Here is a 13,342-nt window from a genome sequence, read left to right as displayed (position 1 = left end):
AAGTTTTTAATTTAAAGCTAAGACATAAACTGTGAAATTTATATAGCATTACGTTCAGCTAGAACACATAGTACCTAATGCAAAAACTATTTATTACATTATAGCATTTGAAGCACATTACAGCATTGAATTTTCATTTTTTTAAGTATAAACTTATATAGGTGAGTTTATAAGTTACTTGAATAATCTAGGAATGTACTACTATGCTAAGGAGACTTGAAAGATGTGTTATTATACCAAAGTTGATAGAGAGACGTGTATTGCCTGTGGAGCATGCGGTATTTCAGCGCCAGATTTATATGATTACGACGATGATTGTATTGCTTATTTTCTAAAAGATAACAACCTAGGAGTTACACCTGTTGAAGGTGATCAAATTAATGCAATGTTTGATGCATACGAAGAGTGCCCTACAGGTTCTGTGAAAGTTTCTAAACAGCCATTTTAGTAATACTTATGTATTTTTTATACATTCTTATAGCATAAAAAACTTGTAGAAAATCAAAAGATTCTCTACAAGTTATTAATCAGTCGGTATCTTTTACTGCAAAACGGTGTAACGCATATTTTTCCATTAAATAAGCGATAAGAGGATAAAAAAGCACGAAAAAAACAGCGTTGCCAATAGCATGATTTGTATCAAATGGTAATCCACTTATGTAATAAGGCCAAAATGAACCAGTAATTTGATAAGTCGTCAGTGAGATAATAAAGCCATAAAAATAACCGCTAAAAACAGTAAAGATCAACAACAGCAAAAACGGTGGTCGTGAAAACATTTTCCCTATCCAACCACTTATAATGCCTATCACTCCCCATGAGATCGTTTGCCAAACCGCCCATATTCCCATGCCAAGTAGCATATTGGATACAAATACAACGATAACCGTTAACAATAATGCGCTCCCCGGCCCTAAGATTACTCCTGTAATAATTATTATTGCCGTAACTGGTTGCACATTTGGTAAAAAAGCAAACCAATACCTTCCAACAACTGCTAGTGCCGCTAGTATCGCTATAAGCGTTAATTTATACGTGTTCATTTATATACTCATTCCCAAGCTTGAAAATCAAAAACTACTTTATCACCTGGCTTTAATTCATATTCTGTAGCACCAACATTTGGCATCTCGCCGTTTACAGTATAAATCCACCCTTTCTTTTCACCTTCTTTTGCTGATAAACGTTCGATTGAGGTAATAAATTCTCCATTCTTTTCCGTTTCAACATAAAAATTTTCTTCCATTACATCCATTAAAATATCGCCTTTTTCAATGGGTATCTCTTTTTCATGTAAGTATTCCGCGCCATCGTCTTTAGATATTGTAATCAATACTGTTTCTTCTGCTTGTTCTTCCTGTGTTACTTGATTTTCAGAAGGTTGATTGCTTGATGGGGCAGTAGTTCCTGAATCCTCATTTCCACACCCTACTAATAGAGCAATAGCGACCAAAAATGATCCAAATCGGAATAACCATTGTTTCATAAAATAACATCCTTTCTATTTCCAATTTTTCATTTATGATATCATAATTACCTGTTTAAAACAGTGGGATAAAATCGTACGATTACTATAAACGAATCTTCAATCAGTAGCAACTTTTAACCACAATGACTGTTTAGTACCTCAAGGGTATGACCTTAAAAACCCTTCCAGAAAAGGGGATGCTATTATCTCCTGTTTAGACTTGTTAAGCTCACATCCACTAATCTTTAAAGTGGTAGCCTACAGCACGTTTTACTCTGGATAAAACGTGCTACTTCTAATCTTATTGCCTTGGTATGCGGAAATAAAATGCTGTCCCTTGATTCAACTTACTATTTACATTAATCGTACCTTGATGAGCGTCAATAATATTTTTAGCAATTGCAAGCCCTAGTCCAGTACCTTTTTTCTTTTTATCTCTTGTTCTTGACTTATCAGCTTTGTAAAAGCGTTCAAAAACAAATGGAAGATCTTCTTCTGGGATTCCACTTCCACTATCTTGTATTTCTACTTGGAAAGCCTCATTATCATTGATCACTTTTATATTTACATAACCTTCTTTACTAGTATGACGAATAGCATTGTCAATTAGATTTGTAAAAACTTGCTCAATTCGATCTGGATCGAATACAGCAGTCGCTTCGTAAATCGACTTCTCTAGATGTAAAGATATTTTATTTTCATTAGCGAGTCCTTGAAATTTTTTATAAATTCGTTCAACATATGGGCCTACCTTCACTTCTTCTGTATTCAGGTGAATATGGCCTGCTTCCATTCTAGCTAAGTCTAATAATTCGTTGACTAGCCGTCCCATACGGAGCGATTCTTCATGAATAATTTGGGCTAATTCATTTTTGTCTTCTTTGGATTCTGCAATATCATCGACAATTGCTTCACTATAACCTTGGAGCATGGAAATGGGAGTTCTTAATTCATGAGAAACATTAGCAATAAAATCTTGACGTAGCTTATCCATTCTTCTTTCCTCTGTCATATCTCTAATTACCGCTACTGCTCCACGAACGTAGGATTGATCATATAAAGGTGTCATTACCATTACCCAATTCCTACCTTGTAGGCTAAGTTCATGCATAGCTTCCGTCTCGCCATCAATGACCTCTTGCAAAATGGTTTTTAATTCATGTGGTAATTTTCGATCTTCAGCACGGTATGGAAAATTATTCTCATAATACCAATCTTCAATAAATCGATCTGCTGGGGCATTGGTAACGATCATGTCTCCTGAACGATTTAAAGTTATTACACCATCTGCCATTGAACTAACAATACTAGATAATTGCTCTTTTTCCTGTCTTAGTGCGTTTAAATGGAATTTTAACTGTCTTCCCATACGATTAAACGCTAAAGCGAGTTCTCCTATTTCATCATGGGTTAAAATAGGCACTTTCGTATTAAATTCACCTCTAGCTAAATCGAAAGCAGCTTCCCTCATTTTAATAAGTGGAGAAGTTATACGTGTGGATAGAAAAAACGCAAATATTGTAGTCAAAACAATAGCAATTCCTGCAGCAAGAAAAATAATTTTAGTCGTTTCTGCTTTTGTTTGATCAATAACATTCAGTGATTGATACACATAAATAGCTCCATCTTGATGGTTCATAGGAACGCCTACAATCATCGCCTCTCGTTCGGTACCAGGTAACTTCATTTGCTTACGTACTTGGACATTGTTAGTGAGAACCGAAGAGAGCTCCTCTTGCTTTAGCCAGTCTAATTCTAACTTGGATAACTGATCATCCTCGCTATTAGAAACCCATAATTCGCCATCACCTGAAACAATGGCTACTCGGCTAGCTGGGTCTTTAACTCGTTCAGTTGTTTCTTCAATAATTTCATTTTCATCATGAGTATCCACAAGCATTGAGATTTTTTCAGCTGTTTGTAACATATCTTGCTCCGCTTCCTGAATATGGAAATCTTCAAAAAACTGTAAAAGTAAAATAGTTAAGATAAATAACACGAAAGAAACTAGCAATAGAATCGTTATTGCTAGTTTACCTACTACACTCCGCCAAAACATTAGTCTTCATCCACCTCGAACTTATAGCCAACTCCCCAAACAGTGACAATCATTTTCGCAGCTTCTTGAGATACTTGGTTCAACTTTTCACGAAGCCTTTTAACATGCGTATCCACCGTTCGCAAATCTCCAAAAAATTCATATTGCCATACTTCTTTTAACAAATGCTCACGGTTAAACACTTTATCCGGTGATTTAGCTAAAAAACATAATAATTCATATTCTTTTGGTGTTAAGCTCACTTCTTCTCCATCCGCAGTAACACGGTGCGCGTCATGATCAATGGTTAAATGAGGGAAAACTAAAACGTTCTTCGCAGTTGTATCCGTTTCCTGAAATGTTGCACTTGAAACACGACGAAGCAAGGCTTTAACTCGCAACACCACTTCTCTAGGACTAAAGGGCTTCACGATGTAATCATCAACACCAATTTCAAAACCTTGCACACGGTTAGCCTCTTCGCCTTTTGCTGTTAACATAATAACAGGCGTATCTTTTTCTTTTCGTAATTCTTGACAAACCTCAACGCCATCCATCTCTGGCATCATAATATCAAGTAAAATTACATCATAATGGTTATCAAGAGCAAGCTTTAAAGCATCTGCTCCATTCTCTGCTTCTTCAACGAGAAAACCGTCTCGTTCCATATACATACGTAGTAGTCTTCGAATTCTTTCTTCATCATCGACTACTAACACTTTTGACTCTTTGTCCATTTTTGTTCCCCCTTGTATCCTATCTTGCTAATAAGAGTATAAACTAAGTTGTTTGAAATGTATAAAGAAAACTTGGATAATAAAAAGGCTAGACAAACTGTAGTATTTCCTTACATAACACTATACTAAAAACCATCTAATAATAACATAAATAAAGAAAAGGCACCACTATGACCATAATGATGCCTTGCGATTAGCTACTTAAGCATAGGAATGTAAACCAGCTAAAACAAGGTTTACAACAATTAAATTAAACATAATTATCGCAAAACCGACCGCAGCGAGCCAAGCAGATTTTTCGCCATGCCAACCTCTTGACAAACGTAGATGTAGAAAGGCAGCATAGAAAAACCATGTAATTAGTGCCCAAACTTCTTTAGGATCCCAGCCCCAAAATCTTCCCCAGGCTTCTTCTGCCCAAATAGCAGCAAATATAAGACCTCCCAAGGTAAATAAAGGAAAACCAATCGCTACGGAACGATACGTAATTTCATCTAATAAATCAGGATTCGTTTTCTGAAGTAATGGCTGAATCGTAGCACCCAGTCTCTTTCTGAATACGAGCCTTAACAGTATATAAAGGCCAGTACCAAAAATAAATGACCATAATAATGTATTAAATTTTCGTCCAGCATCTGCGCCATGCATCCATTCCGGAATTTCAAACCAAGGATTCATAACTTTATCTGTTAGTAATGTTCCGTCTGTTGGTGCAGCAATTGCTGGCATATGATATTCTGTTTCTATCGTGCCAGTTCCGGCATTATTAGGATACTCAAAAACAGCTTGATAATTCATGACATTGAATAAAGTTGTTGCTAGTATAAATCCAACAAAGAGAATTAACGAATAAAGTGTTATTTCCAACCAAGTCGTTCGTTTTGTTGTCTTTGATTGGTCTATTTGCCTAATTAAATAGATTAATCCAGCGACAAAGCTAATGGTTAAAATTCCTTGTGATAGAGACACTGTAGTAACATGAATGTATAACCAATGACTTTGCAACGATGGGACTAGAGGGGATACCTCAGTTGGAAACATACTTGCATAAGCAATAATAATTAAAGCGACTGGCAATGCAAATAATCCCAGCACCGTTATTTTATAAATAAAATACAAGATAATGAATCCCAATACTGTTGCCATACCAAAGAATGTCATATATTCAAATAAGTTACTGACAGGAGCATGCCCACTCCCTATCCACCTTGTTATAAAGTAGCCTAGTTGGGTGGAAAAACCAATGATAGCCAATGTAATTCCTATTTTAGCAGCTTTGCCATCTGATTTTCTCTTACTCCCTATTGTAAATGAAAAAAATAAAGTTGCAACTAAATAGAGAAAGAAAGCAGTATATAGAAGTGTACTACTTAATTCAATTAAGTTATTCATGAAACCCCTCCTAATGAAATGAAAACGTGAACCAACAGATGTCTTCCATTTAAATCTTTGCCCTGAACAAATGGGATGTAGTGTAAGGAACATTTCGTCCAGCATTATACTCTATAAGTCTATTGTACTAATGTTGCCGGACTTAGAAGCTTAACATAATAAATTATACTTTTATTTATCCAGCTCTTGTTGATCGATTACCATTTGAATATGTGTCCCATCAACGATTTTTTCAATATCCTTTTTCACACCATACCAGTTTTTATTCGTATGAGCGGCTAATAGAATTCCACCATTTTGAGGACGAACCCAAATCCTTCTATGGTGCCAATACATTCCCTGAATAACACCGATCATAAAGATAATAGCGCCAACGATAAAGTATGGTAAAGAGTAATCGCGACGTATACTTAACCCGCTAACATCACGAAGTTCAAAGTTTGTAATTCCTACATTATAGTCATTTTCTCCAGTCGCATCTATGTTTTTGCCAATTCCTAAAAAGCTCACTTCTGGTTCACTTCCATCTGGCGGATAAATCATCATCACGAACGCTGGATTTCTAGGGTAATCTGTCTCTGAAGCAGGTTCTCCATTATCATCCAAAAAATAATCCGGATAATAATTGTTAATTTCTACTTTAAACCCACTATCAAGCTCATACTCCGATTTAGGAGAAGTTAAATCAACAGTAAAATCTCCTAATGATTTTTCTTCCCGATCATTTGTTTCATGAATTTTAAATGACATGCTAGAAAATTCATTTTGCTGATACCCCATTTGATACACTGCATAGTCGTCAAAATTTAATGGTTCGTTTAACCGAATATTTCCTTCTTCAATTTTCTTTAATTCTGGTTCTGCACCAGTTACTTCTGGTTCCATCGCTTTATAAATAACCGCATTGGTTTGGTAATTACTTGCAACAGGCGCACCTTCTTGTTCTAAAGCATCTTTGTACAACTCATCTTCCGGGTCATAATTTTCCAAGACAAAATCTTTATTTTCAATGTAGTACTGTTGTTCCGTACCGGGGATCACTTTTTGCTCCCCTTCACGAATCCAGATATATTCATCCATATAAAAAACCGAAGTTTGCCTTAATAAAGCGGCAAGCAAAATAATAATCAACCCAATATGGTTTACATAAGGCCCCCATCTTGAAAATCTACCCTTTTCAGCAAGGATATGCCCATCTTGCTCTTTAATATTATATCTTAATTTTTTTAATCTTTGTTTTATAGTATCGATATCTTCTTCATCAACTTCGTCTGTTTGACTAAACAGACGTTGCCTTTGCAAAAATGTTGCATGTCGCTTTGCTTTTTGATTCCGTAAAGCACGAAAAAGTGGCACAAAGCGATCAAGGCTACAAATAACGAGTGATATACCTATCAAAGCAATTAAAATCATATACCACCAGGAACTATATAAATTATGGAAACCTAATTGATAAAAAATTTGCCCTAATATTCCATAACGTTCTTCATAAAAAATAGCCGGGTCTCTAGAGACTGCATCTGCAGGTATGTATTGTTCTTGCGGAAAGATGGACCCCACTGCAGAAGCTATAAGTGCAATGACAATAAGCCAAATTCCCACTTTAACGGAAGAAAAAAAGCTCCAAACCTTATCAACAATCGATTTGTTATACGTTTGTGAGCGTCGTGCAGTACCATCATATCGCATATTTAACAATTTCTTCTTGTCGTTGCCATCAATATGTTGATTTTCTTCTATCGGTTTACCACAAGATTCACAAAGGACGGTACCTTCTGGATTAACATGCCCGCACTCACATTTTATTTTATTCATTTCATTCCCCTTCCCCATTACAAAAAGACATTTACTTCGGCGTTATTTCCTGTAGATAACCATCTAATCTTTCTAAGCTTAATGCTCCATTTACTACCTCTACAATCTTACCTTGCGGGTTAATAAATACAGTGCTTGGAATAGGGCCCACTTTATATAAGTCTCTCACTTGACTATCTTTGTCGTGAGGAATAGGAAAAGTTAAGTCATATTCATCGACGAAACGATGAACAACGAGTTCTGTGGAATCAAGACTAACTGCAACTATTTCGACCCCTTTTTCTTTATATTGTGGGTACAATTTTTGCATGTAAGGCATTTCTTCTTCACAAGGCTTACACCAAGTTCCCCAAAAATTAAGCATTACCCCTTTTCCTTTTAAATCGCTAAGCCGAACTGTTTCTCGTTCATTGTATTTGTTTATTTGCTCCAGTTGAAAATCAGGGGCATTGTCGCCAACAGTGTAAATAATTTTATCATCTTGCAAATTTTGGACGACTGCAAATACAACTGCCCCAACTAGTATAAGTAAAATAACAGATCGAAATATAAAGCGATTTCTTTTTTTATTCTTTTTCTTCTGTTTTATTTCATCTAAACTCATCATGAATCAACTCCCAACAACCATTATAGCATTTTGGAAGAATTTAAATTTTGAATATTATTCAACAATTTTGTTCTGCCAAATGCCGCATTTGCTTTACTTCTTTCGGGGTTAATGGTCGATATTCTCCTGGTTTTAGACCATCAAGAGTTAAAAAACCATATTTTTCACGCTTTAACTTTAAAACTGGATAACCTAATGCTTCCATCATTCGACGCACGTGTCTATTCTTCCCTTCTCTTAAAGTTAGTTGTAAAATAGTATGATTTTTCTTTTTGTCCGTTTCAAGAATACGATATTGTACGGCTTTTAATATATCCTGCTCCGATCGAACGCCTTTTCTCAACCTTGCCAAGTCAGCTTTTTCTGGAATTCCTTTTATTTTTGTAACATACTCTTTATCTATTTGGTATCGGGGATGCATGAGCAAATTAGCAAATGCACCATCATTTGTTACAATCAATATACCAGATGTATCATAGTCTAATCGACCGACAGGGAAAACACGTTCGTCTACTTCACCTAGTAGATCGGTAATTACTTTTCTACCTTTATCGTCTTTTAAACTGGATATTACACCACGAGGTTTGTACAACAAATAGTAAACAGGAGCCTCTTTTTCCAAAGGAACACCGTCTACTTCAATAAAATCATCATGTTTTACTTTCGTACCAAGTGTTGTAACGACTTGTTGGTTTACCTTTACCTTTCCATCTAAAATTAATTGTTCTGCTTTTCTTCTGGATGTTATGCCACTTTGGGCAATCACTTTTTGTAGTCTCTCTTGCGTGTTTGTCATTTTATCACCATTACCTTTATATGTGCAATATATAGTGAAGCCTTCATGGTTATGAAAAATTTAATGCTAGATTAAATGGGGCTTCTACACCTAAATTATTTTACCCTTTGTATTCGATTCTTACAAATGAATATCAATTATACTATACGAATAAATAGCTTAGATAACAAATCTTACGCCTTTATTTTATTTTGATATCCCGATTTCACATCTAATTCATTATAAACATGCAGAACAAATAGTACGGACGGTAAAATTCTACCTTAAATTATAAAACTTGGCTTATCGCCAAGTTTTCATGACAAGCTTATCTTTTTTTATAAGATAAAGCAACTTTTATCTTTCTTCTAGTCTCAAAGAACCCCCTACATATTTAAACTAAAAAACTATTGTTACCCAGTTACCCAAACAGAATAGATACAATGATAACGGAAGCAATAATTCCTATTAAATCGGCTAATAAACCAACTTTTAAAGCATATCTCATCTTCTTAATGCCAATAGCCCCAAAATATATTGTTAAAATATAGAGTGTCGTATCTGTACTCCCTTGCATAACAGATGCTAGCCTACCTATAAATGAATCTGGGCCATGCGTGTGTATTAACTCGGTTGTCATCCCGAGTGCTGCTGTACCTGATATCGGTCTAACCAATGCTAGTGGAATTATATCTGGCGGCACTCCGATCGCTGTTAAGATTGGCGCCAATAAATCAATAAACGCCTCTAATGCTCCAGAACTTCGCAATATAGCTATTGCTACAATCATACCGACTAAAAAAGGGAGCAAGGAAAAAGCCATTTTTACTCCTTCCTTCCCGCCTTCCACAAATACTTCATAAGCAGGCACTTTTTTAATTATTGAAGTAGCTAAGACAATTAAAATGAAGCAAGGAACTAGCCATGCGCTCACTATTGTTACCAGTTCCATTAAGATGCTGCCTCCCATTTATTTTTGTGATAAAAAATCCGATCAATTATTATGGCGCCCAATGATGATATGAACGTCGCTAAAATAGTTGCCCCAACAATTTCAGTTGGAGATGCAGAGTTATATTGCATGCGTATAGCAATAACCGTTGTTGGGATAACCGTTAGACTTGATGTATTTAAAGCTAAGAAAGTAATCATAGATCTAGAAGCAGCGTCATTTCCACTTAACTGCTTCATTTGCTCCATAGCTTTAATCCCCATAGGTGTTGCTGCGTTACCTAGTCCAAAAATATTTGCAGTGACATTGGACAGGATGTAACCAATAGCTGGATGATCTTTTGGAATATCTGGAAATAATCTAACAATAAGCGGCCGAAAGAGTTTCGCCAAAACAGATAGAATGCCAGCTTTTTCAGCAACCTTCATAATTCCGAGCCAAAATACGAGCACACTAATTAGTCCAATAGATAAAGTAACAGCTTCACTTGCGCTAGAGAAAATAGCTTCATTAACTTGATCCATTGTACCGTTTAACATAGCATAAATAATGCCGATGGCTGCCATAGATACCCAAATTATGTTTACCATAACACATCAACTCCGGAAATATACTTAAATAATTGATAAATATTGCTGGAAAATGGTTTCTTATTAACAGATTTCGGTGCTTCATTTAAAACATTTGTCGTTGCAATGGCTTTGCCATTTAAATAAAATATGTTTTTTCCAATTATGTTGTTATTAGAAATGGTCTCATCAATGAACAGCTGGTTAGATACTTTACTTTTTTCTTGCTTCGTTAATGGGTATTGAATTGCTTTATCTATATAAGCAGTATAGACTTCATTACTTTCAGGTAATCGATAAGCAAGTCTTTTTGGTTTAGTCAATGTTTCTATATTGTATTCTTCAAAACCCCACTCAAACATCGTAATATGGTCTCTCCAATCATCAGGAGCATTTAACGTTACTGCTATTAAATTCATATCATCTTTTTCAGCAGTAGAAACCAATGTTCTTCCAGTTTGTTTCGTATATCCCGTCTTTCCTCCAGTACTATGGTCATAATATTGGGTTAATAATTTGTTTTTATTTTGCCAAGAATAGATACGCGTTTCCGCTAAATAAGATGTTGCGCCTGTTACCTTTTGAAATGTAGGGTTTTTCATAGCATAGCGCATTAGTGTTGCCATATCATATGCGGTTGAATAGTGACCTTCTTCATCCAAACCATGTGGGTTAGCAAAGTTTGTATCGTTCATACCTAGCCACCTAGCTTTTTCGTTCATTAAGTAAACAAAACCAGCTTCACTCCCTCCAACATGCTCACTAATTGCTACAGCTGCATCGTTTCCCGAGCGCAACATTAATCCATATACTAGATCTTTTAAACGCATCTTTTCCCCTTCCTCTAAGTAAATCGATGAGCCTTCTGTATAAATAGCTTTTCGACTCACTTTTGCTTTTTCATGCATCTTACCAGATTCAATCGCAATAATAGCAGTCATTATTTTTGTAATACTTGCAATGTTAGCCTTTGAGTAAGCTTGTTTTTCAAATAATACACGACCTGTGCTTTGTTCCATTAAAACTGCATGATTTGCAGAAACTTGTGGTGCAGCATGTCCTTTTACGGGAAATAAAATAGTCAACAAAAATATTGAGCAAATGGTAACTAAAACAAATCGCATACGCTTGGTTCCTCCCGATCTTGGTCTCTTTACAATCTATGCATGTCCTAATAAGTTATGCAAACACAATAGGAAACCGTAAAAAGATCGCCATATAATCACTAGATCACATAAAACATTCTGTATGCAAAAACCACTCTATAATAAACACTTTATTATTTTTCTGCCTTTAAAGTTTCCTATAGCAACAAAGGCACAAGCCCCCGGTTAGCAACGTAACGAGTGGAACGAAGCAACTAAAGTTTTAGGAATTATGGTGAGACGGTGTTGCACGAACCAATGATGACTTATCGTAGGGCAATGGAGCGAAGTCGCCTAGTCGCTGGCGATGAAGCGGCATGTGGCTAAATAGCTTAGTGAGTTTATCCACAGCTAAAAAATTTTGTAATTTCCTAGACCACAAAAAAGTTGGCATTTAGCCAACTTCCATTATGAATGGTCTTCATTTATTTGTTCATTAAAACGCTCAAAAAATAAATCTGCTTCCGTTTCTACTTCTTCATCATTTGCATCTGGTAGAGGTGGTAAATCTTGTAATGATGTTAAACCAAAATAAGTAAGAAATTCTTTTGTAGTAGCAAACAAGATCGGTTTACCTACTGTATCTTTCCTCCCTACTTCTTCAATTAAAAGCCGAGAGAGGAGAGTTTGTACTGGTCGATCACTCTTTACACCTCGTATTTCCTCAATTTCAGTTCGTGTTATCGGTTGATTATAAGCAATAATGGCTAACGTTTCTAACGCTGCTTGAGACATCCTTGTGGTTTGAGGTGTCTCTAGTAATTTCTTGTAATAATGACTATGCTCTGGTTTAGTTGTTAAATGGAACACTTCATGTGCTTGCATCATTCGTATACCGCGATCTGTACTTTCATATTCTTGCTTTAATTCGTCTAGAACAAGTTCAATCGTTGCTTCTGTTACTTCCAAAACATCTGACAATTGCTTTATTGTTATTCCTTCATTCCCTGAAGCAAACAACAAACCTTCTACAATTGCTTTTAATTTATTTATTTCCACCTTTATTCCTCCATATTAAACACGTATAATTCGGATAACTGCTTCTCTTGTTTACAATAAACTTGATTTTTTTTCATTAATTCCAAGAGGGCAATAAATGTTACAACAATATGAGGGCGAGTTTGTATTGTGAATAACTGATCAAACAAAACCCCTTCTTTCGCTGATTTCACTATCTGTAGTACTTCCTCCATTCTCTGTTCAATCGGTATGTCTGATTTTTCAACTTTTGTTTTTAGTGGAGCATTCCATTTTTTCCGTTCAAACATTTGACGTAATGCTTCCAACATATCATAAACCGATGTTTCACCTGGCACGATTTCTGAAGATTTAGATATACTTTCATCGAACAATAAAGGTGATCTCGTATATATTTGGTTTGCCTCTTTTTCTATAACCTGCAATTGCAAAGCAGCTTCTTTATACTTTCGATACTCAATTAATCGTTGCATAAGATCTTCTCGTGGATCTTCCATATACTCTTCAGCATCTAAATCTAATTCCGGTTTTGGTAAAAGCATTTGACTTTTTATTTCTATGAGAGTTGCTGCCATAACTAAGTATTCACTAGCAATGTTTAGCTCTAACCGTTTCATAGTATGGATGTATTGCATATACTGTTCCGTAATTTGCGCTACGGGTATGTCATAAATATCAATTTCAAATTGATTAATTAAATGAAGTAATAAATCAAGTGGACCTTCAAAAGCGTCCAATTTCACCTGGTAAGCTTGCATTTTATTACCTCCTTTCCGTAAAAATTATATCATTAATTACAAACGCCTATACACGATTTTAAATTCTAACATATGTTATTACTGTAAGATAAATGTTATTCGAAACAT

At 35.5% G+C, this 13,342-nt stretch carries 14 protein-coding genes; 1 reads left to right on the top strand and 13 read right to left on the bottom strand.

Features of this window, described 5'->3' with window-relative positions; all coding sequences use genetic code 11:
- The first annotated feature begins 223 nt into the window (after positions 1-223).
- Entirely contained in the window at positions 224-448 is a 225-nt protein-coding gene (locus D9780_RS07775) for a ferredoxin (RefSeq protein WP_116277042.1), read from the top strand.
- 79 nt (positions 449-527) lie between these two features.
- Here D9780_RS07775 and D9780_RS07770 read toward each other — a convergent pair whose 3' ends face one another.
- The 13 genes from D9780_RS07770 to D9780_RS07710 form a co-directional block, all read right to left on the bottom strand.
- Positions 528-1,043 carry an ECF transporter S component gene (locus D9780_RS07770; protein ID WP_121639781.1) on the bottom strand — a complete coding sequence of 172 codons (516 nt, stop codon included), beginning with the start codon at positions 1,041-1,043 and terminating at the stop codon, positions 528-530.
- Positions 1,044-1,051: 8 nt separating this feature from the next.
- A complete protein-coding gene (locus D9780_RS07765; protein WP_121639780.1) occupies positions 1,052-1,486 on the bottom strand; it encodes a DUF4430 domain-containing protein in 435 nt (144 codons plus the stop codon).
- Positions 1,487-1,769: 283 nt separating this feature from the next.
- Positions 1,770-3,527: an ATP-binding protein gene (locus D9780_RS07760; protein ID WP_073004231.1), complete on the bottom strand. Its 1,758-nt coding sequence runs from the start codon at positions 3,525-3,527 to the stop codon at positions 1,770-1,772.
- Positions 3,527-4,243 (bottom strand): response regulator transcription factor, encoded by a 717-nt coding sequence (locus tag D9780_RS07755; protein WP_073004232.1) that lies wholly within the window; start codon positions 4,241-4,243, stop codon positions 3,527-3,529. Before D9780_RS07755 ends, D9780_RS07760 begins: the two co-directional genes overlap by 1 nt.
- 201 nt (positions 4,244-4,444) lie before the next feature.
- Positions 4,445-5,635 carry a c-type cytochrome biogenesis protein CcsB gene (gene ccsB, locus D9780_RS07750; protein ID WP_077703638.1) on the bottom strand — a complete coding sequence of 397 codons (1,191 nt, stop codon included), beginning with the start codon at positions 5,633-5,635 and terminating at the stop codon, positions 4,445-4,447.
- Positions 5,636-5,806: 171 nt separating this feature from the next.
- A complete protein-coding gene (locus D9780_RS07745; protein ID WP_121639779.1) occupies positions 5,807-7,450 on the bottom strand; it encodes a cytochrome c biogenesis ResB family protein in 1,644 nt (547 codons plus the stop codon).
- Positions 7,451-7,481: 31 nt separating this feature from the next.
- A complete protein-coding gene (gene resA, locus D9780_RS07740; protein WP_121641454.1) occupies positions 7,482-8,054 on the bottom strand; it encodes a thiol-disulfide oxidoreductase ResA in 573 nt (190 codons plus the stop codon).
- Positions 8,055-8,115: 61 nt separating this feature from the next.
- Positions 8,116-8,853 (bottom strand): pseudouridine synthase, encoded by a 738-nt coding sequence (locus tag D9780_RS07735; RefSeq protein ID WP_121639778.1) that lies wholly within the window; start codon positions 8,851-8,853, stop codon positions 8,116-8,118.
- Positions 8,854-9,253: 400 nt separating this feature from the next.
- Entirely contained in the window at positions 9,254-9,784 is a 531-nt protein-coding gene (locus D9780_RS07730; RefSeq protein WP_073004239.1) for a spore maturation protein, read from the bottom strand.
- Positions 9,784-10,374 carry a nucleoside recognition domain-containing protein gene (locus D9780_RS07725; RefSeq protein WP_073004241.1) on the bottom strand — a complete coding sequence of 197 codons (591 nt, stop codon included), beginning with the start codon at positions 10,372-10,374 and terminating at the stop codon, positions 9,784-9,786. Before D9780_RS07725 ends, D9780_RS07730 begins: the two co-directional genes overlap by 1 nt.
- Positions 10,368-11,477, bottom strand: a complete 1,110-nt coding sequence (locus D9780_RS07720) for a D-alanyl-D-alanine carboxypeptidase family protein (protein WP_073004243.1) — start codon at positions 11,475-11,477, stop codon at positions 10,368-10,370. Before D9780_RS07720 ends, D9780_RS07725 begins: the two co-directional genes overlap by 7 nt.
- 429 nt (positions 11,478-11,906) lie before the next feature.
- Positions 11,907-12,497: an SMC-Scp complex subunit ScpB gene (gene scpB, locus D9780_RS07715; RefSeq protein ID WP_073004245.1), complete on the bottom strand. Its 591-nt coding sequence runs from the start codon at positions 12,495-12,497 to the stop codon at positions 11,907-11,909.
- 2 nt (positions 12,498-12,499) lie between these two features.
- Positions 12,500-13,234, bottom strand: a complete 735-nt coding sequence (locus tag D9780_RS07710; protein WP_116277034.1) for a segregation/condensation protein A — start codon at positions 13,232-13,234, stop codon at positions 12,500-12,502.
- Positions 13,235-13,342: the final 108 nt, after the last annotated feature.

The organism is Virgibacillus sp. Bac330, assembly GCF_003667845.1.
In the GTDB taxonomy this organism is placed as follows: domain Bacteria; phylum Bacillota; class Bacilli; order Bacillales; family Amphibacillaceae; genus Virgibacillus; species Virgibacillus chiguensis.
This window is presented reverse-complemented; position numbering and strand designations above follow the sequence as displayed.

What these genes read in the sequence shown, in the direction of transcription:
- D9780_RS07775 (WP_116277042.1), top strand. Translation starts at nt 224, where the DNA reads ATGTGTTATTATACCAAAGTTGATAGAGAGACGTGTATTGCCTGTGGA.
- D9780_RS07755 (WP_073004232.1), bottom strand. Translation starts at nt 4,243, where the DNA reads ATGGACAAAGAGTCAAAAGTGTTAGTAGTCGATGATGAAGAAAGAATT.
- D9780_RS07745 (WP_121639779.1), bottom strand. Translation starts at nt 7,450, where the DNA reads ATGAATAAAATAAAATGTGAGTGCGGGCATGTTAATCCAGAAGGTACC.
- D9780_RS07710 (WP_116277034.1), bottom strand. Translation starts at nt 13,234, where the DNA reads ATGCAAGCTTACCAGGTGAAATTGGACGCTTTTGAAGGTCCACTTGAT.
- D9780_RS07760 (WP_073004231.1), bottom strand. Translation starts at nt 3,527, where the DNA reads ATGTTTTGGCGGAGTGTAGTAGGTAAACTAGCAATAACGATTCTATTG.
- D9780_RS07725 (WP_073004241.1), bottom strand. Translation starts at nt 10,374, where the DNA reads ATGGTAAACATAATTTGGGTATCTATGGCAGCCATCGGCATTATTTAT.
- D9780_RS07735 (WP_121639778.1), bottom strand. Translation starts at nt 8,853, where the DNA reads ATGACAAACACGCAAGAGAGACTACAAAAAGTGATTGCCCAAAGTGGC.
- resA (WP_121641454.1), bottom strand. Translation starts at nt 8,054, where the DNA reads ATGAGTTTAGATGAAATAAAACAGAAGAAAAAGAATAAAAAAAGAAAT.
- D9780_RS07765 (WP_121639780.1), bottom strand. Translation starts at nt 1,486, where the DNA reads ATGAAACAATGGTTATTCCGATTTGGATCATTTTTGGTCGCTATTGCT.
- D9780_RS07770 (WP_121639781.1), bottom strand. Translation starts at nt 1,043, where the DNA reads ATGAACACGTATAAATTAACGCTTATAGCGATACTAGCGGCACTAGCA.
- D9780_RS07720 (WP_073004243.1), bottom strand. Translation starts at nt 11,477, where the DNA reads ATGCGATTTGTTTTAGTTACCATTTGCTCAATATTTTTGTTGACTATT.
- D9780_RS07730 (WP_073004239.1), bottom strand. Translation starts at nt 9,784, where the DNA reads ATGGAACTGGTAACAATAGTGAGCGCATGGCTAGTTCCTTGCTTCATT.
- ccsB (WP_077703638.1), bottom strand. Translation starts at nt 5,635, where the DNA reads ATGAATAACTTAATTGAATTAAGTAGTACACTTCTATATACTGCTTTC.